A 17600-nucleotide genomic window follows, 5' to 3' on the forward strand; every position below is an offset into this window, starting at 1 on the left:
GCTGCGACCAGCGGAGGGCCCGCCCCGGCGTTCCGCCGGGCTTTCCGCCGACCGACGGGGACGGCCGCAGCCGCTCCCACCCGGGCAAACGGCGGTCACATGATCGTCCTGATCCGTCCCGGGGATTCGGCCGGCCCGTGCCCGCCGTGCTTTCCTTGGTGGGCACCCCATCGAAGAAGGCATGGCACTCATGAACCGCTCGGCCCGTACGGGAGATCTCACCGGCCTCGCCGATCTCACCGGCACCACCGGCACCCCGCCGCTCCCGGCCGCGGAGCGCTTCGACGACATGGAGCTGCCCGAGGCGGTCCTGGCGACGCTGGCCGCCGAGGGGGTCACCGCCCCGTTCCCGATCCAGTCCGCCACCCTGCCCAGCGCCCTCGCGGGCCGCGACGTCCTGGGCCGGGGCCGTACGGGATCGGGCAAGACGCTCGCCTTCGGGCTGGCGCTCCTGGCCCGTACGGCCGGCCGGCGCGCCGACGCCAAGAAGCCGCTCGCGCTGGTCCTCGTACCGACACGCGAGCTGGCCCAGCAGGTCACCGAGGCGCTCACGCCGTACGCCCAGGCCCTGCGGCTGCGCGTCGCCACCGTCGTCGGCGGTCTGCAGTCGGGTCGGCAGGCGGGCGAGCTGCGCGCCGGGGCCGAGGTCCTCGTCGCCACTCCGGGCCGCCTGCGGGACCTCGTCGAGCGCAGGGACTGCCGCCTCGACCAGGTGGAGATCGCGGTCCTCGACGAGGCCGACCAGATGGCGGACATGGGGTTCCTGCCTCAGGTGACCGAGCTGCTCGACCAGGTACGGCCCGGCGGGCAGCGGATGCTGTTCTCGGCCACGCTGGACCGGGACGTCGAGCTGCTGGTACGCCGGTACCTGGAGGACCCGGTGGTCCACGCGGTCGACCTCACCGAGGAGACCGGGTCCGAGGTCGAGCACCATGTGCTGCACGTCCACGGCGCCGACAAGTTCGCCACCGCCACGGAGATCGCCGCGCGCGACGGGCGCGTGATCATGTTCCTGGACACGAAGGCCGCCGTCGACCGGTTCACCCGGCACCTCGTCGGCAGCGGGATACGGGCCGCCGCGCTGCACGGCGGCAAGTCCCAGCCGCAGCGGACCGACACCCTGGAGCGGTTCAGGACCGGCGCGGTCAGCGTCCTGGTGGCCACGAACGTCGCGGCCCGCGGCATCCACGTCGACGACCTCGACCTCGTCGTCAACGTCGACCCGCCCGCCGACGCCAAGGACTACCTCCACCGCGGCGGCCGTACGGCGCGGGCCGGGGCCTCCGGCAGCGTCGTCACCCTGGCCCTGCCCGAGCAGCGCCGTGACCTGGCGCGGCTCCTCGCGGACGCGGGCGTCCGGCCCCGGATCACCAAGGTCCGCCCCGGCGAGTCCGAGCTGCGACGCATCACCGGGGCCAGGACGCCCTCCGGCGCCCCCGAGGCCGGCAAGCCCGCCTCCGCGGGCGGCGACCGGCGCGGCGCGGCCTTCCGTGGCATCGGCACCGTCCCGGGGAAGGCCGGCCGCGCCAAGAACGAGTCCCGGAAGTCCGCCGAGGCACGGCGCACGGCCGAGGCCCGCAAGGCCGCCCGCGTGCGACGAGGCTCGTAGGCTCGGCGCGGGGCGTGGCTTCGGGGCGACGCCCGGACCTTCAACGGCCTTGGTGACGCCTGGCGGTGACGGGCCCTCAGGCCTCGACGGGAACGTCACCATCCGCTCGTACCCGCAACCGTCCCTTCGCCTGCAGTCGCTCCAGTCGTCGTTGCTCCTTCGCCACCCACCGCCGTACCGGTTCGGGGTCCAGCATGCCGCCGTGACCTGCGTGCAGCCGCTCGGGGCCCAGGTCGAGCATGCGCCGGAGGCTGGCCAGATTGGCGAGGGGGTCGTCGTGGCGGCACCCTGGGGCATCGAGTTCCCGAAGCTGCCGATCGCGGTCTTCCACACCGTCGTCAGCGGTTCCTGCCGGCTGCGCCGCCCGGGGACCGAGCCGATCCGACTCTCCACCGGCGACCTGGTCCTGCTGCCCGTCGGCGCCGGCCACGTCATGTCCGACGCCGCGAGCGGCCCGGCGGCCGCCTATGACGACCTCGTGGCCGCCCGCCCCGGACACCGGGAGTCGGAGATCCACATCCCGGGCCCCGGTCCCCGCACCCGGATCATCTGCGGCGGCTACCGCTTCGACGGACGCGTCTCCCCCCCTGCTCACTCTTCCACCGGTGCTGGTGCTCCCCACTACCGACGGCAAGACGCCCGAGCGGAGCGAACTCGCCGACACCCTGCGCATGCTCACCGCCGAACTCGCCGAACCCCGGCCCGGTTCCCAGACGGTCATCGACCGGCTGACCGACGTGCTGTTCGTCCACATCCTGCGCCGCTGGACCGCGGACCGGGACGAGCACGGAGCCTCCTGGATCCTGGGCCTGCGCGACCCGGAGATCGCCGCCGCCATCTCGCTCCTGGACGAGGACCCGGCCCGGCCGTGGACCGTCGAGGAACTGGCGCACCGGGTCGGCGTCTCCCGCGCCACGCTCTCCCGCCGCTTCACGGACCTCGTCGGCGAGTCACCCCTGGCGTACCTCACCCGCTGGCGCCTGGAACTGGCCGGCCGGCGCCTCCGTGACGGCTCCGATACGCGCTGCCGGCCGTGGCCAGAAGCGTCGGCTACGCCTCGGTGTCGGCCTTCTCCCGGCCTTCACCCGTCAATAGGGAACACCGCCGAGTCGCCACCGCAGCGCCCATCAACCGCGGTGAGCGGTCCGGGCCCAGCTCACCCATCCGAGCCCGGGACAGAAGCACGTCAGGGGCCGGCACCGCCCTTCCGGTGCGGGTGTACGCGACGGGCATGCCCAACTCGACGGCACGTCGAGCTCGTTCGGCGGCAAGCGCGAACGTGTCGGGATGCAGGTCGGCAGGGAAGCGTCGGCCGCTGACCGCTACTTGCGGTGGTCGTGGTGCTTGAGGGAGTCCATGACTCCCGCGGCGCGTTCGCGGACGTTCTCGGCGACCTCTCGCACCTTTGCCTTCGCCTGGTCGGTCCGGCCCTCGGCCTGCAGGCGTTCGTTGCCGGTGAGCTTGCCGACGGCTTCCTTTATCCTGCCCCTGACCTTGCCCATGGCGGCGTTGCGGCCCATGGTGTCGGTCCCCTTCGTCGCTGGATCGGGTACGGCGTCCACACTAGGAGCGCTCGGGTGTTTCCGCCTGTCGGTCCGGTGCCCTTGCCGTCCGCGGGGCGCTCAGGAGCGGCTCAGGCCTCGGTGACCATGGCCGGGAGTGGCCGCCAGTCGACGGGGACGTCGCGCATGACCAGAGCGCAGTCCAGGGTCGCGCTCCCCGGCGGGAAGCAGTCCGGGTCGTCGAAGAAGGACGAGGTGGCGGAGCGGACGCGGCCGGCTTCCACGTGCCAGGCGTCGGTGCGCAGTTCCATGCCGTCGAGGTGGCTGCCGGAGCTGGTGGCCGAGAACCCCTTCGCCCCGAGCCGGAAGAAGCGGGAAGCCTCCGCGAGGTCGGCGAAGAGCTCGCTGTCGCACAGTTCGTCGGCCGGCTCGACGGTGACGTCGACCCGGGTGTCGCCGTCCCGTGTCCTCAGTGCGACTCGGATCCGATCGGGCGTCTCGTGCACGTCGAAGTCGGCGCGGCCGTGTTCGCCGGGGAAGAGGCGGCCTCCGGCCCAGACGTTGAGCGGTGAGGCGGTGTCGCGCCGTGGGATGTAGACGCCGGTCTCGACGCCGTCCGGTCCGTCCCACTCGACGGCGATCCGGTGTGCCGCGTTCTCGCTGCGCAGTCCGAACACCTTGGGCGCCCAGGCGGGCCGGACGCTTCCGAGGCGCAGCAGGCAAACGCCCGCGACCGCGTGGCCGTTCACCAGTTGCGGGCGCAGTGGGCCGGGGAGCAGACGTGCCGCGGCATCGGGGGCGACCCGGTAGTTCACCAGCAGCCGTCGTTCGACGACGCTGGACAGGTGCGGATGTCTCATGAATCCTCGCTCTGCGCCCCGGGGCGCCATTTGGTGTGGCGGAGCACGATCTGCTCGGGGCACACGGCGCTGAGGAACCGCCCGATGCTGGTGGCCAGGCGATCCTCGGCCAGCGTGTAGAGAATCCGGTTGCCCTCCCGTCGTTCGGTGACCAGTCCGGCCCCCTTGAGGACGCCGAGATGCCGTGAGATGGAGGGTGCGCTGATCGCGAACCTCGCCGCGATCTCGCCGGCCGCGAGTTCGCCGCCTCTGAGGTCCTCGAGTATCTGGCGCCTCGTCGGATCGGCGAGGGCGCGGAAGGCTCCGGCCTCGTCCTGAGCTTCTGTCATGCTCAGTATTTAGCATGTTAGCTAAATGCCTAACAAGTAGGCTCTGCCTGCTGGAGTTGCCGCGCGAGCTGAGGCCCCCATGAACCGACACGACGACGTCCGCTGCGACCGTCAGACCGCTCCAGCCGTGGGCGGGTCCCGCCGGTGAGCTGGTGGGGGTGGCTGCTCGGCGCGTGGCTCGTCGCCCAGCCCGTCCTCGCACTGCTGTGGCACCTCTTCATGCGCACCCGCAAGCACCAGGACCCCTCGTGACGGCGTCCATCCACCGGTCGGCCCCACCACTCCTCCTGCCCGTGCTCACCTCGGTGAGGCGTTGGGGACGGTCGCTTCGTCCGGCGAGCTTCTCGGAGGCGTCGACGGCGGTGCTGCTGTCGGCGGCGGGTGTGGCGACCGCGGTCTGTCTTCTCGTGGTGATGCTCGCCCCGTTCGTCACGGTGATCGGCTACGAGACGATCGGCCATCGCCACCGGCGGCAGATGCTGGGCGCCGGAGTGACAGCGCCCGGCGCCCGCAAGCCACCGGCGGGCGTCGGGCCTCGGGCCTCGGGCCTCGGGCGAGTGGTGGTCAGTACAGGGCGGCGCCCATCGTGCCGGGAGGCGACCCCGTCGCCGTCCGTGTCCAGCATCGCGTAGACACGGCCCTTCGGGGTTGCGAGGTCGGCCGGGGAAGCGGGCGGTTCGGTGCGCGGGAGCGGCATGTCGGGCTTCTTTCGGATGGGGTGCGTACCGGTCGGCCGGGCTTCGCGACCGTCCGGTAGGGCGGCCTGCCGGCCGCCACGGTCATGATCGACTGACGAGCCCTTCGTGTCCGGACGACCCGCCAGGAGCAGACCGAGGAGAGTCCTTGGGGGCGACGAGGCGCTAGCTCGAGACCGCGTCCGGTATGGGGAGCCGCCGCTGCCGGTCCAGGGGTGCCAGGGCCAGCAGCAGCAACAGGCCGCCCAGGGGCAGGAGATCCAGGCTCATCGCGGTCACGGCGATGCCCGCGACCACCACGAGCGGGCGCCAGAAGGCGATCCTCCGGAAGGCCGCCAGTTGGGCCGTGAGCAGGACGAGGCCCACGTAGAAGAGGAGCGGGCCGATCGTGTAGACGGCAGGGGTGACGCCTGGGTGGTTTCTGACCTCCTCGAACATCACGTTCATGGCCTCACGGTCCGCGCACAGGACTCCGACGACCAGATCGATCACCGTCTGCGCGGCTGCCGCGGCCGCCCCGAGCAGACCCGCCGCGGCCGTGCCACGGGCGAGCAGGCGTGCCGCGGGTCCGCGCCCCGCCATCGCCCAACGTCTCAGGTGCCACAGCACCGGCACGAAAGCGAGTACGGACGCGAGCAGTGCGAGGTGACCGACGGTCCAGGCGAAGCCGGGGCCATGGGTGGCATCGGTCAGTCGGATGACTCCGTAGACCGTCATGCAGAGGGGACCGACGGTGAAGCAGGTCCACTGGGGCGTGGTGATCGTCATGGAATGATCTTGGTCGCCGGACGCGGTCGGAGCCATCGGGGACGGCCCTGACGCACCCCCAGGTTTCCCCCGAGGCGACCTCGGGGTCGAACGTCAACTCACCGCCCTCTGATTCACCCTGTCGGGTGGCGCCGCCTCGCCAGGCGCCGGTGGCATCCGGTCAGCGCAGGCGGTGCCTGAGGGGGCGGTGTGATCCGAGTAAGAGGCGAGGCGCTCCGAGGGGCACGAGAGCGGCCGGCAGCGCTGAGGCCGGGGTGCCGGCGCGCGCAAACCCTTCGGGCCGGGGTGGCCGGGACCTCCTCGCCGTCCCTGTACGTGACCCCGCGGCGGGCGGTGAGCTACGGAGCGTTCCTCGCCCCGCCGTCCTGCCCCGCCCGCATCGCGGGCGTCACGGGCCGCGGGGCGACAGTGCACCGTCGACAGACCGGAGACATCAGCATGAGCACACCTCCCTCCGCCCCACTGCGGGTCGCCCTCGTCAACGGAAGCTTCGAGCAACCGTCCGTCACCGACATGGCGTTCCTCCCGGACGCCTCCCAGGCGCAGGCCCCGCGGCACGTACCGGGCTGGCTCACCACCGCGACGGACCACATGATCGAGTTATGGCACTCCGGGTTCAACGGCGTGCCGTCGGCGGAGGGCGAGCAGTTCGCCGAGCTCAACGCCAACCAGGTCTCCACGCTCTACCAGGACCTGCCGACCACGCCGGGCACCAAGCTGTACTGGCGGCTCTACCACCGCGGCCGGCAGGGCCAGGACACCATGGCCCTGGACATCGGCGCCCCGGGCGGCGTGGTCGAGCAGCGCAGCTTCACCGACGGCAACACGGCGTGGGGCTACTACACCGGCACGTACACCGTCCCGGCCGGCCAGACCACCACGCGGTTCGCGTTCCGCTCGGTCTCGGCCGCGGGTGGCAACCAGGGGATCGGCAACTTCCTCGACGGGATCTTCTTCGGCACCGCGCCGCACGTGGTGCTCACCAAGACCGCCGTCCCGGCCGGCCCGCTGGACGTCGGTGACGTGGTCACGTACCGGATCACCGCGACGAACGAGGGCGGCGGCGCCGCCGAGCGGCTCACCCTGACCGACGTCCTGCCCGCCGGCACCACGTACGTGCCCGGCTCCCTGCGCGTGATCGACGGTCCGAACACCGGTGTGAAGACCGACCGCTCCGGAGACGACCAGGCCCACTACGACGCCGACGCCCGCGCGGTCGTCTTCCGGCTGGGCACCGACGCCTCCGCCACCCAGGGCGGGAGCCTGGCCAACACCGAGACCCTGCCCCGCGGCACGACCGTCGAGTACCGGGTCGTGCTCGGTCTGGAGACGGCCGGGACGCGCGTCACCAACACGGCGACCGCCGCGTACGAGAACCGGCTCGGTCCCACCCCCGAGTCGCTCACGGCCACGTCCGACGAGGCCGTCACCGAGGTCCGGCCGGCGGCGGACCTGGACGTCACGAAGGCGGCCGACGCCACCGCGGTGACCGTCGGGCAGACGGTGAGCTATCGCGTGACGGTGCACAACGCCGGGCCCAGCGCGGCGACCGGAGTCACCGTCACCGACCGGCTCCCCGCTGGCCTCGTGTTCCTCTCCGCCGACGCCTCCCGTGGCGGCTACGATCCCGGTACGGGACAGTGGGCGGTCGGCGAACTGGCCGACGGCGCCCGCGCGACGCTCACCGTACGGGCGAAGGCGACGAGGACCGGCCGCATCACGAACACGGCCTCGGTCACCGCCGTCGAGAAGGACCCGGACCCGGCCGACAACACCGACTCGGTGGTCATCTGCGTCGAACCGGCCCCGGCCTGCTGCGATCCCTGCACTCCGCGCGCCTAGCCTCACCCGACCCGGAGGGTCCCGCGCCGTCGCGCGGGGCCCTTCGTCGTCCCGTGGCCGCGGTGGAGGGCGATCGACGAGTGCCGATGCCGGCTCCTCCGCTCGGCGGGTGGCGGCGCGAGCCCGGCCGATGACCGCGGCTACGACGCGGTCGTGTTCTCCCGGCTGTGACTGTCGGTCCCGCGAGTCGCGCTCCTGCGGGATCCTTCCGCGTCCTTCTGCGAGAGTGGTCACCGGTGTGGACTCTCCATCCGCAGGGCAGGAGGCGCCTGGTGACAGAGTTCAGCGGACCGGCCGCCCGGTACGCCGACCTGGCGAGGCGGCTGCGTCATGATCCGTTCGTCGTGCAGACGCTGCGGTCCACGGCGGCGGCGACCCTGTCGTACCTCGTCGCGCTCTGGCTCAGCAGTGAGCCGGCGCCGCTGACCGCGCCGCTGACCGCACTGCTCGTCGTGCAGGTGACGCTCTATTCGACGCTGACCACGAGTCTGCGCCGGGTCAACTCCGTCGTCGTCGGCGTCCTCATCGCCATCGCGTTCAGTGCGATCGTCGGGCTGTCCTGGTGGAGTCTCGCCCTGGTCATCCTGGCCTCACTGGTCGTCGGGCGGTTCGTCAAGGTCGAGGAGTTCATCCCCGAGGTCGCCATCAGCGCGATGCTGGTGCTCGGCGTCACCCAGGTCGCCCACACCGCCTGGGACCGCGTCCTGGAGACACTGATCGGCGCCGTCGTCGGGCTGCTCTTCAATCTGCTGCTGGCCCCACCCGTCTGGGTGGACACGGCGGGCGACTCGATCGAGGACCTCGCCCGCCGGATGCGCAGGCTGCTGCTGGACGTGGCGGAGGAGTTCGCCGGTGCGCCGCCGGTGGAGCGGGCGGCGGCCCGGCTGCACGAGGCGCGGCGGCTCGACAACGACGTGGCCGACGTGGACGCCGCGCTGCGCACGGCCGAGGACAGCCTGCGGTTCAATCCGCGCGTCAAGGAGGGCCTGCTGCACCGCATCGTGCTCCGCACCGGGCTCGACACCCTGGAGATCTGCGCCGTCGTCCTGCGCGTGCTGGCCCGCAGCGTCACCGACCTGGCGAAGGTGCGCGCCGGCGAGGCCCTGCTTCCGCGTCCGACCGCCCTCGCGCTGCAGGAGACGGCGCAGCACACCGCCGACGCCTTCGTCAGCTACGCCGTCCTCGTCACGGCCCCGGACAGCGTGGCCGCCGAGGCGGCCGAGACGCGGCTGGCGGGCGAGCTGCGCGCCGCTCGCGCCCTCCGGGCGCACTCCGCCGAACTGCTGCTGGCCGGGGCCCTGAGGGAGCCCGGCCACTGGCAGCTGTACGGAGCCCTGCTCGCCGACTTCGACCGCGTCCTCGACGAACTGGACCCGGAACACCGGGGGCGCCGCCTCATGGAGGAACTCGACCGCCACGCGCGCGAGCGGCAAGAGCGGCGAGAGCGGCGCCTCCGGATGGCCCCGCGGCCCGGGCGTGCCCGGGCGGAGCGCTGACCGTGCCCGTACTGCGTCAGCCCTGGCACACGCCGCGCGTGTAGTCGTACGTCGCGGTCGCCTGCGAGTACGTCCACTGCGGCGTGAGCAGTCCGTCCGTCAGCCGGCGCGCGGCGGCGGGGCTTTCGATCACGTAGCCGAAGTCCTGGAGCCAGGAGGGGTACAGGTTCTTCGAGCCGATGTAGAAGGCCGAGTCGTCGACCGAGACCAGCTTGTGGTGCTGGGCGTACGGCTTGCCGTCCGCCCACGTCGGCTGGTCGGAGGCGCGGAAGGTCGCCAGCTGCAGGTTCTCGCACATCGCGGCCCTGGCCTTCGGCGCGTCACCGGTGAGGGCCTGGAGGCGGCCACGGAGGGCGTCGCTCACCTCGGACAGGGACTTGATCTGCGAGTAGCCGCCGCTGCCGATGGTGCCGCGGTTGGCCGGGTCGCTGACGACGATGCGCACCTTCACGCCGGCGGCGAGCTTGGCGGCGAGGGTGTCGTAGAGGCGGATGTCGTAGCGGGGCAGCGGCGGGCAGGTCGCGTTCATGTCCTGCTGCGAGATCTCGACGTGCCGGGTCGCGCTCGCGACGAGGGCCCGCAGGGCGCTCTCCTCCGGGTTGACGGTGTCGTAGTCGCGGTCGGAGTTGGTGTAGTCGTGGACGCCGAATCCGCAGGTGGTGTCGGAGGCCGTCGGCAGGACGGGCCGGAAGGCCGAGGACGGGTCGCTCTGCCGGATCCCGACGCCGAGGCCGCCCACCGCGAGGGCGGGGACGTCGCCTCCGTCGGCCGGGGCGGCGGGCCGGGGCAGGGTGGGCAGGCATCCCGCGCCGTTGGAGGAGGCGAACCAGACGGTGGTCCAGTTGCTCTTGTTGCGGCAGGTCCAGTCCCACAGCGTGTCGAGGTAGCGGCCGGCGGAGCCTGCCGCCGGGCCGGACAGCGCGAGGTCGACGTCGTTCACCGGGTGGGTGGTGTCGAGGTAGTCGTCCTTCCAGCTGTTGATGCCGCCGGTGATCACCGAACTCCCGTCCACCACGACGAGCTTGGAGTGGTTCCAGGAGAAACCGGTTTTCGACGTCGTCATCGAGGCCACGTTGAGGGTGACGCTCGCGGCCGCCGGGCCGAGCCTGCTCACCAGCTCGTCGCGGTAGGAGGAGGGGATGACGTTGGCGTGGTAGACCGGGGCGGCGCCGACCAGGATGCGGACCTGCAGGCGGTTGCCCTTCTGCGTCGCCTCCTTCAGGCCGGCCACGATCGCGTCCTGGAAGGCGCCGTTGGGGAACGGGGCCAGCGTGGATATGTCCACGCTCTGCCGGGCGTCGGCGATGTCCTCGCGCACCTTCTCCAGCAGGCGTCGGGAGCCGGGGCGGTCGGCGCAGCCGGGGTCGCCCCAGCATCCGGGGGTCTGGAGCAGCCAGTCGGCGGCGCCGGGGGTGGAGGCGCCCAGCCGGTTCCCCTCGGTGCGCTCCCACACGGAGCCCTCCAGGCCCGGTGAGACCTGGCGCAGGGACTGCTCCACCGCGTCGAGGTGAGGGGTGGGAGCGTCGGCGAACGCCGGGGCGGCGGACAGCAGGAGGGTGGAGAGGGCCAGAGGGAGGGCCGTCGTGCGGATGGAGCGGGCCAATGTGGTTCCTTGCTGGGGGGTGGCTCGGGCCGACGGCGTCACGAACGGGGCCGTCGACCTTGATCAACTCCCGTAAGTTACCAGCGCGTATCCCCCAATTCACCCCAGCCCCGGCTACTTTCGGCCGTTGTCACGCCGCACCGTCGGCGTCAGTGACGCCCGTGCCCCAGCAGGGCGCAGACGAACTTCTCCTCGGTCGCCCGCAGCCGGGCGAGCAGCGCCGGGTCGAGCGTGACCTGGCTGTTCACGGAAACGGTGACGGCGCGCCGGCCGTCGGGGGTGGCGGCGGCGAACTGGGTGTAGCCGGGGGTGTTGCCGGTGTGGCCGAGGACGACGCCGCATCGGGTGGTGTAGCGGAACAGCCCGAGCCCGGCCGCGTTGGCGCCGGGGCCGGCCGGTTCGGAAGCGCCGCCCGGCAGGAAGTCCCGCTGGGCGTGGCGGGTGGCCGGGGTCAGCAGCCAGGCCCCGGCGTAGCCGCCGATGAAGGTGGAGAGGTCGGCCGGGGTGGAGACGATGCCGCCCGAGGCCCAGGCGCCGGACGCGCTGATCGCCTCGCTGACGTCCTCCGGCGGCTCGCCCGGGGCCGTGTCGTAGCCGTGCAAGTACGGGTGGGGCAGGCGGTAGCCCTGCGGCAGGCTGGTCTCGTGCAGGCCGAGCGGCCGGTACACCAGGTCGCGCAGCAGCACCTCGTACGGGCGCCCCGCGGCCTGTTCGGCCATCAGCGCGACCGCGATGTTGTCCGAGTTCGAGTACGCGTAGCGGCTGCCCGGCGGGAAGGCGAGGCCCTGGTCGGCCACGAAGTCCAGCAGTCGGCGGGAGTCGAAGTGGTGCCTGGGGTCGGCGCGGACGATGTCCTGGAATGCCTTGTTCTGACTGAAGTCGGGGAGGCCGCTGGTGTGCTGGAGGAGCTGGCGCAGCGTCACCGCGTGCCAGGCGGCGGGCAGGTGCGGCAGCCGCTCGCCGATCGTGTCGTCGAGGGCGCGGGCACGCCGGTCCACCAGGCCCAGGGCCACCGCCCCGCTGAACGCCTTGGCCGCGCTCGCGATACGCATGTGGTCCTCGACCCGGGGCGGGCGCCCCGTGCCCAGCTCGGCCGTGCCGGCCCGGTAGACCTTCCGCACGCCGTCCCTGGTGAGCACGGCGATCGCGCCGGGCGGCCCGCCCGGCGCCGCCACCAGGCCGGCCAGGGCCCGCTGAAGTCCCTCGTCATGAGGCCCATGGCCGGCGGGCGGGGGTCCGTCGGCGGAGACGGGCGCCGCCAGGACGGTCAGCACGGCGCCCGCCGCGAGGACCGCGGCGACAGCTCTCTTGAGGACGCGCCGACCGGTACGGGCTGCGGGAAGGGATGCGGGCATGTGGGGCCTCCTCAGGCGCGGCGATGGCGCCTTCGGGCGCGACAGGGATCCGACGCTCCCAGCATCGGTCCGCTCCCCGGTTGCCGCTGCTCCACCGTGCGCGTCCCTACTCCATCCGGCCCTGGGGCGCGGCCCGGTCGCACGGCACGGGGGCGGCCCGCGGGGGCGCCGCCGTGCCCCTCATTTGCCCCCCCTCACCGCGACATGGGCCGCGCAGAACGCCTTTGCTACGGTGGCCCGATGCCATCGATCAAGAAGTTCCAGGTCACCTTCGACTGCGCGGAGACCGTGCGCCTCGCCCTCTTCTGGTGCGAGGTGTTGGGGTACGTCGTGCCGCCGGCACCGGAGGGGTATGCCACTTGGGACGACTACGCTCGCTCGGTGCCGGCCAAGGAACAGCCGCAGTATTTCGCGTGCACTGATCCCACGGGTGAGGGGCCGCGGCTGCTGTTCCAGCGCGTTCCCGAAGGAAAGGCCGTCAAGAACCGGGTGCATCTCGACGTGCGGGCCGGCACCGGGCTCGTGGGTGACGAGCGCCTGGCCGTCCTCGAGGCCGAATGCGCACGGCTGACCGCACTCGGCGCGGTGCACCTGAAAACGCTGTACGCCGACGAGGAGAACGAGTCCTGCATCAACATGCAGGACATCGAGGGCAACGAGTTCTGCCTCGACTGAGCCCCGTCGCACCACTCCCGGAGAGGTGACACAGGCTTCGACCAGAAGGGCGGGCGCGGCCCTGGTGCCCGCCGCCGTCATGCTCGGCATCGGCCTGTGGGGGCTCGACGCGGCACCATGTGGCGCGACGAGTCCGCGACGTTCCAGATCGCCCGGCCCTCGGGGCCCGAGATCTGGCGCCTTCTGGGCGGGCTCGACGCCGTTCACGGCGTCTACTAACTCCTCATGCACGCCGTCCTCGCCGTCCGGGCCGACGAGGTGATGCTGCGGCTCCCGTCGGTGCTCGGCGCGGCGTGCACCGCCGGTCTGGCCGGCGCGATCGGCTGCCGACTGGCGCGCCCCCGGGTGGGCCTGTGGGCCGGGCTGCTGTTCGCGATCACCCCGTTCGTGTCCTTCTACGCGCAGGAGGGCCGTTCGTACGCCCTGGTGACGGCCGGTGCCGCTGTGGCCACCTGGTGTCTGCTGAACGCCGTCGAGCGCGACTCGTTCGGACGGTGGGCGGGATACGCGGCGACCGTCGCCGGCACGGCGCTGCTGCACGAGTTCGCCCTGCTGGTGCGGGTCGCCCACGGGGTCACGGTGCTGTCGGCCGCACCCCGTCCAGGGGCCTGGCGGCGGTGGGCGGCGGGCCGCGGGGGCGGCGGTCGTGCCGGTGGTGCCGCTCGCCGTGATCTCCTCGGGCCAGGGCGACCAGATCTCGTGGATCCAGGAGCCGGGAGCGGCTGAAGTCTGGTTCCTCGCCCAGAAGTTCGCCGGGCCCGACGTCCGGGTGCTCACGGCCGCGGCGGTGCTCGCCGGGCTCGGTCGAACATGCGCGTCCGGGACGCACGTGCGCGCACGGTCGGCCCACCGGGCGCACGGAGCCCGGGCTCACACGTGCGGGTGACGGCGGCGGACCGGGCCGCGGAGCGGCGCGGGGCATGCGGGGCGGGGAACGACCCGGGGAATCACAAGGGGAGGGCATCGTCCGAACAGCCGAACAGCCGAATTGCCTCCGCGAAAATAGGCCGGTATGGACATACGCTTTTGCTGCGTTTTCCGAGAGTTCCGCTTTTCCGGCTCGTCCGGCCGGGTTTTCCGGCAGCTCACGCCGACACGGCGGAAGGCCATTCCACTTCCCATTCCTGGAGAAACACATGCGCGTTGCCGTGACCGGTGGCGGTGGCTTCCTTGGGTCACATCTGTGCGAAACGCTCCTGCGGCGCGGTGACTCGGTGGTGTGCCTGGACGACTTCTCGACGGGCGACCCCGACAACATCGCCCCGTTCCTGTCCCATCCGGGCTTCGCGTTCCAGCGCGCCGACGTGAGCGTGGCGGTGGAGGTCGCCGGACAGGTCGACGCCGTCGCCCATCTCGCCTCCCCCGCCTCGTCTCCCGACGACCTGCGCGGGCCGCTGGAGACCCTCAGGGTCGGCAGTCGCGGCACCGAGAACGCGCTACGGCCGGCCCTGCGCCACAACGCACGTTTCATCCTCGCGTCGACCAGCGAGAGCTACGGCGATCCCTGGTCCAGCCGCAGGAGGAGGCGTACTGGGGCAACGTCAACTCGCTCGGCCCGCGCAGCGTCTACGAGGCGAAACGATACGCCGAGGCGGTCACCGCGGCCTACCGCCGTACCCACGGCCTCAACGTCGGCATCGCGCGCATCTTCAACACCTACGGGCCGAGGATGCGCCCGGACGACGGCCGGGTGGTGTCCAGCTTCATCGCCCAGGCCCTGACCGGCGAACCCCTGACGAGCTACGGCGACGGCAAGCAGACCCGCGGCTTGTGCTACGTCGACGACCTGGTCCGCGGCCTCGTGGCGCTCCTCGACTCCTCCGAGATGGGTCCGTTCAACCTGGGGAACCCGGTCGAGCGCACCGTCTCCGAGCTCGCCGAGACGGTTCTCGCGATGACCGGCTCGCGTTCCCAGGTGCAGCACCACGCGCTGCCCGTCGACGATCCGGTCCGCCGCCGGCCGGTGATCACCCCGGCCCAGGAGGTACTGGGCTGGCAGCCGGAGATCGACATCACCGAGGCCTGCGCAGGACCGTCGCCTACTTCGCCGCCCGGCGGAGCGGCTCGGCGCCTCGGCCGCGGCGATCCGCGGCGGCCAGGACGAGACGGTGCCGCTGACCGCGGTGACCGGTGCGGCCCCGGCGGCGCAGGCGATCCCGGGCCCGGCTTCCGCCACCACCGGCGCGACGCCCGCGGCGGCGGCCAGTCCGTCCGGCTCGGGCGGCTGATCCCCCGGGGCGGTCGCGCCGGCCCCGCTCCCCTCCCCGGCGGACCCCGGTGGCGCGCCGCCCCACCCTCGCGGCGGACCCGTGCCGGCCCCGCTCCGCCCTCCCCGGCGGCCCCGGGTCGCGACGCCCGGGCAGCGGCCGCTGCCCTCCGGCCGCCCGGCCGCCGCCCCGGTTCCCGCCGCCTCCTCCGTATCCCACGGTCCGCTGACGCAACCGCCTGGAGAACTCGCTGACATGACGTCGTTGGAGCAAGGCCCCGCCCTGAGCATCGGAACCGTCCAGGATCCTCCCCTCCCCTCCCCCGTCCCCGGCTCACCGGAGGAATGGGAGGCGCTCGGTGCGGAGATCCGAGCCCTCTCCGAGGGCTCCGTGGCCGCCATCGGCCCGGACGGCCCGGTCCTGGCCGGGCCGCCGCGCCGGCTCGACATGCTTCCGTCGACCTTCGTACGGGCCTTCTCGCGCTTCGACCGCGTCCTCGTCGTCCTGATGTCGCTCGGCTGGGCGGTCTGCCTGGGGGCGGCCCGCGGCCGGCTCCAGCGCGAGGCCACGTTCCACGGGCCCGTGCAGCTGGGCCACTCGGCCGGTCTGGCTCCCGTGTGCATCGGCTCCCACTACGCCGTCCGCACGCGGGCCCTGCGGGACGTCGGCGGCCTCGGGCCGGAGCTCGTCCGAGGACTTCTCGACCACCTTCCTGCTCAACTCGGCGGGCTTGCACGGTGCGTTCGCGCTCGACGCGGAGGCGCGCGGCGAGGGCCCGCTCACCTTCGGCGCGATGATCACGCAGGAGTTCCAGTGGTCCCGCAGCCTGGCGGTGATGCTCCTGGGGATGCTGCCGCGCCACCTGGGCCGGATGCCCCTCAAGCTGCGCGTGCGCTTCTCCGCCGCGCTGATGTACTACCCGCCCCCGGCCGCGGCCACCGTCCTGGGCATCGTGCTGCCGCCGCTCGCCGCGATCACCGGCACGCCCTGGATCAACGTCAACTACGTCGAGTTCCTGGCCCACTTCTGGAGCATGTCCGGCTGGCTGATCCTGCTGACGCTGCTCTGCCGCCGCCGTGGGCTGCTACGGCCCCCGGGCTCCGCCGTCTTCAGCTGGGAGATCTGGCTCTTCGGTCTCTCCCGCTGGCCCTACGTGGCCTGGGGCGTGATCACCGCCGTGATGCAGAAGCTGCCGCCCCGTCAGATCACGTTCAAGGTCACGCCGAAGAAGCGCGACGGGCTGGAGCCGCTCCCGCTGCGCACCGTCGCCCCGTACCTGCTGATCACGACGTTCCTGTCGGGCTCGGCGTTCGTCGGCCAGCTGACCGGCCCCGCGGTGGCCTGTGTCTTCCTCTGCCTGCTCGGCGCCACCTCCTACGCCGCGGTGACGCTCGCGATCGGTGTGCTGCACGTCAAGGAGACCGCACGCGCGACCGGAGTCTCCGTCTTCCGGGCGCTGCGCACGGCCGCGCTGCCGCTCTTCTGCGGCCTGCTGTGCCTGGCTCCCCTGGCGCTCGCCGCCGCCCTCTTCCCCACCTGTCTCACCGGCTTCTACGCCTGGTGACGGCCCGGCCCGCCCGGCCGATCGAGAAATGAGGTTCCCGATGCCCCGTACGGTCCTTGTCACCGGTGGCGCCGGCTTCGTCGGCAGTCACACCTGTGTGGAACTGCTCAGCTCCGGACACGAGGTCGTCATCCTCGACGACCACTCCAACAGCTCCCCGGAGGCGCTGGAGCGCGTCGCCAAGATCGCGGGGCGTCCGATCGCGGCGACCCATGTCGGGGACGTACGCGACCGCCGGACCCTGGACGCCGTCTTCACTCGCCACCCGATCGACGCGGTGATCCACTTCGCCGCGAAGAAGGCGGTCGGCGAGTCGGCGCAGATCCCGCTCGCGTACTACGACATCAACGTCGGCGGCACCACGGCCCTGGTCTCCGCCATGCACGACCACGGCGTGCACCGGCTGGTGTTCTCGTCGTCCTGCTCGGTGTACGGCGACACCACGATCGTCCCGCTGAGCGAGGAGTCCCCGGTCGCGCCGACGAATCCGTACGCCCGGACCAAGCTGACCTGCGAGCGGATCCTCGCGGACGTGTGCCGGCACGTACCCGAGCTGCGGGTGCTGGCGCTGCGGTACTTCAACCCGGCCGGTGCCCACCCCAGCGGGCTGCTCGGCGAGGAGCCGCACGGCGTGCCCAACAACCTCATGCCGTACCTCGCCCAGATCGCCGTGGGCCGCCGCGAGGAGCTGAGCGTCTTCGGCGACGACTATCCGACGCCCGACGGCACCGGGATCCGCGACTACATCCACGTCGTCGACGTCGCCGAGGGGCACCGCGTCGCCCTCGACCACATCGACGACGAGCCCGGCATGCGGGTCTTCAACCTCGGTACCGGGCGCGGCGCGTCGGTCCTGGAACTCATGCGTGCCTTCCAGGACGCGTCGGGGCAGCCGATCACGTACCGCGTCACCGACCGCAGGCCCGGCGACGTCGCGGAGCTCGTCGCCGATCCGTCGAACGTCTACAACGCCTGGGGCTGGGCCGCCCGGCACGACCTGGCCGCGATGTGCCGCGACGCCTGGCACTTCCAGCGGCAGAACCTGTACGGCTACGCCCCCTGAGCCTCCGCCAAGCCCTCCCTCTTCATCTCCCC

15 protein-coding genes and 2 pseudogenes are annotated in these 17600 nt (G+C 72.5%); 10 read left to right on the forward strand and 7 right to left on the reverse strand.

Going from position 1 to position 17600, the window contains the following annotated elements:
• The first annotated feature begins 190 nt into the window (after positions 1-190).
• Positions 191-1609, forward strand: coding sequence for a DEAD/DEAH box helicase (locus ACIRSU_RS00605; protein ID WP_403789359.1), 1419 nt, complete (start codon positions 191-193; stop codon positions 1607-1609).
• A 76-nt stretch (positions 1610-1685) separates the two neighbouring features.
• Here the strand turns inward: ACIRSU_RS00605 and ACIRSU_RS00610 are convergent, their stop codons facing one another.
• Complete coding sequence (locus ACIRSU_RS00610; RefSeq protein WP_403789410.1) at positions 1686-2039, reverse strand: hypothetical protein; 354 nt, start codon at positions 2037-2039, stop codon at positions 1686-1688.
• On the opposite strand from ACIRSU_RS00610, the pseudogene ACIRSU_RS00615 reads away from it, so the two are divergent.
• Together ACIRSU_RS00615 and ACIRSU_RS00620 are read left to right on the forward strand one after the other, a co-directional pair.
• Positions 1926-2319: pseudogene (locus tag ACIRSU_RS00615) on the forward strand (cupin domain-containing protein); the annotation flags it as partial. The gene ACIRSU_RS00610 and the pseudogene ACIRSU_RS00615 overlap by 114 nt on opposite strands.
• A gap of 27 nt (positions 2320-2346) precedes the next feature.
• On the forward strand, positions 2347-2928 hold the full coding sequence (locus ACIRSU_RS00620) for a helix-turn-helix domain-containing protein (protein WP_403789360.1): 582 nt from the start codon (positions 2347-2349) through the stop codon (positions 2926-2928).
• Positions 2929-2931: 3 nt separating this feature from the next.
• Here ACIRSU_RS00620 and ACIRSU_RS00625 read toward each other — a convergent pair whose 3' ends face one another.
• The 4 genes from ACIRSU_RS00625 to ACIRSU_RS00640 form a co-directional block, all read right to left on the reverse strand.
• Positions 2932-3129, reverse strand: coding sequence for a CsbD family protein (locus ACIRSU_RS00625; protein ID WP_403787575.1), 198 nt, complete (start codon positions 3127-3129; stop codon positions 2932-2934).
• 113 nt (positions 3130-3242) lie between these two features.
• The gene (locus ACIRSU_RS00630) at positions 3243-3971 is read right to left on the reverse strand and encodes a DUF2071 domain-containing protein (RefSeq protein ID WP_403787578.1); all 729 of its coding nucleotides are present in this window, start codon (positions 3969-3971) and stop codon (positions 3243-3245) included.
• Complete coding sequence (locus ACIRSU_RS00635) at positions 3968-4300, reverse strand: metalloregulator ArsR/SmtB family transcription factor (RefSeq protein WP_403787581.1); 333 nt, start codon at positions 4298-4300, stop codon at positions 3968-3970. Before ACIRSU_RS00635 ends, ACIRSU_RS00630 begins: the two co-directional genes overlap by 4 nt.
• A gap of 860 nt (positions 4301-5160) precedes the next feature.
• Positions 5161-5763 carry a hypothetical protein gene (locus ACIRSU_RS00640; protein WP_403787584.1) on the reverse strand — a complete coding sequence of 201 codons (603 nt, stop codon included), beginning with the start codon at positions 5761-5763 and terminating at the stop codon, positions 5161-5163.
• Positions 5764-6201: 438 nt separating this feature from the next.
• On the opposite strand from ACIRSU_RS00640, the gene ACIRSU_RS00645 reads away from it, so the two are divergent.
• Both ACIRSU_RS00645 and ACIRSU_RS00650 read left to right on the forward strand, forming a co-directional pair.
• Positions 6202-7605, forward strand: a complete 1404-nt coding sequence (locus ACIRSU_RS00645) for a hypothetical protein (RefSeq protein ID WP_403787587.1) — start codon at positions 6202-6204, stop codon at positions 7603-7605.
• A 272-nt stretch (positions 7606-7877) separates the two neighbouring features.
• Positions 7878-9101: an aromatic acid exporter family protein gene (locus ACIRSU_RS00650; RefSeq protein ID WP_403787590.1), complete on the forward strand. Its 1224-nt coding sequence runs from the start codon at positions 7878-7880 to the stop codon at positions 9099-9101.
• 16 nt (positions 9102-9117) lie between these two features.
• Here ACIRSU_RS00650 and ACIRSU_RS00655 read toward each other — a convergent pair whose 3' ends face one another.
• Together ACIRSU_RS00655 and ACIRSU_RS00660 are read right to left on the reverse strand one after the other, a co-directional pair.
• Positions 9118-10704, reverse strand: a complete 1587-nt coding sequence (locus tag ACIRSU_RS00655) for a phospholipase (RefSeq protein WP_403787593.1) — start codon at positions 10702-10704, stop codon at positions 9118-9120.
• Positions 10705-10853: 149 nt separating this feature from the next.
• Positions 10854-12059 (reverse strand): serine hydrolase domain-containing protein, encoded by a 1206-nt coding sequence (locus ACIRSU_RS00660; RefSeq protein WP_403787596.1) that lies wholly within the window; start codon positions 12057-12059, stop codon positions 10854-10856.
• Between the two features lie 240 nt (positions 12060-12299).
• Here ACIRSU_RS00660 and ACIRSU_RS00665 point away from each other — a divergent pair, with 240 nt between their 5' ends.
• The 5 genes and pseudogenes from ACIRSU_RS00665 to galE all read left to right on the forward strand — a co-directional run bounded on the left by ACIRSU_RS00665 (position 12300) and on the right by galE (position 17568).
• On the forward strand, positions 12300-12734 hold the full coding sequence (locus tag ACIRSU_RS00665) for a VOC family protein (protein WP_403787599.1): 435 nt from the start codon (positions 12300-12302) through the stop codon (positions 12732-12734).
• Between the two features lie 225 nt (positions 12735-12959).
• Entirely contained in the window at positions 12960-13460 is a 501-nt protein-coding gene (locus tag ACIRSU_RS00670) for a glycosyltransferase family 39 protein (RefSeq protein WP_403787602.1), read from the forward strand.
• A gap of 410 nt (positions 13461-13870) precedes the next feature.
• Positions 13871-14962 (forward strand): annotated as a pseudogene (locus tag ACIRSU_RS00675) (NAD-dependent epimerase/dehydratase family protein).
• Between the two features lie 709 nt (positions 14963-15671).
• Entirely contained in the window at positions 15672-16505 is an 834-nt protein-coding gene (locus ACIRSU_RS00680) for a hypothetical protein (RefSeq protein ID WP_403787605.1), read from the forward strand.
• A gap of 40 nt (positions 16506-16545) precedes the next feature.
• Positions 16546-17568 carry a UDP-glucose 4-epimerase GalE gene (gene galE, locus ACIRSU_RS00685; RefSeq protein ID WP_403787608.1) on the forward strand — a complete coding sequence of 341 codons (1023 nt, stop codon included), beginning with the start codon at positions 16546-16548 and terminating at the stop codon, positions 17566-17568.
• Positions 17569-17600: the final 32 nt, after the last annotated feature.

Source organism: Streptomyces sp. NPDC101160 (genome assembly GCF_044768205.1).
Lineage (GTDB): Bacteria > Actinomycetota > Actinomycetes > Streptomycetales > Streptomycetaceae > Streptomyces.

Bases quoted from the DNA above. Each gene is read 5' to 3' on its own strand.
- ACIRSU_RS00665 (WP_403787599.1), top strand. From the start codon at position 12,300: ATGCCATCGATCAAGAAGTTCCAGGTCACCTTCGACTGCGCGGAGACC.
- ACIRSU_RS00630 (WP_403787578.1), bottom strand. From the start codon at position 3,971: ATGAGACATCCGCACCTGTCCAGCGTCGTCGAACGACGGCTGCTGGTG.
- ACIRSU_RS00640 (WP_403787584.1), bottom strand. From the start codon at position 5,763: ATGACGATCACCACGCCCCAGTGGACCTGCTTCACCGTCGGTCCCCTC.
- ACIRSU_RS00605 (WP_403789359.1), top strand. From the start codon at position 191: ATGAACCGCTCGGCCCGTACGGGAGATCTCACCGGCCTCGCCGATCTC.
- ACIRSU_RS00625 (WP_403787575.1), bottom strand. From the start codon at position 3,129: ATGGGCCGCAACGCCGCCATGGGCAAGGTCAGGGGCAGGATAAAGGAA.
- ACIRSU_RS00645 (WP_403787587.1), top strand. From the start codon at position 6,202: ATGAGCACACCTCCCTCCGCCCCACTGCGGGTCGCCCTCGTCAACGGA.
- ACIRSU_RS00670 (WP_403787602.1), top strand. From the start codon at position 12,960: ATGCACGCCGTCCTCGCCGTCCGGGCCGACGAGGTGATGCTGCGGCTC.
- ACIRSU_RS00635 (WP_403787581.1), bottom strand. From the start codon at position 4,300: ATGACAGAAGCTCAGGACGAGGCCGGAGCCTTCCGCGCCCTCGCCGAT.
- galE (WP_403787608.1), top strand. From the start codon at position 16,546: ATGCCCCGTACGGTCCTTGTCACCGGTGGCGCCGGCTTCGTCGGCAGT.
- ACIRSU_RS00660 (WP_403787596.1), bottom strand. From the start codon at position 12,059: ATGCCCGCATCCCTTCCCGCAGCCCGTACCGGTCGGCGCGTCCTCAAG.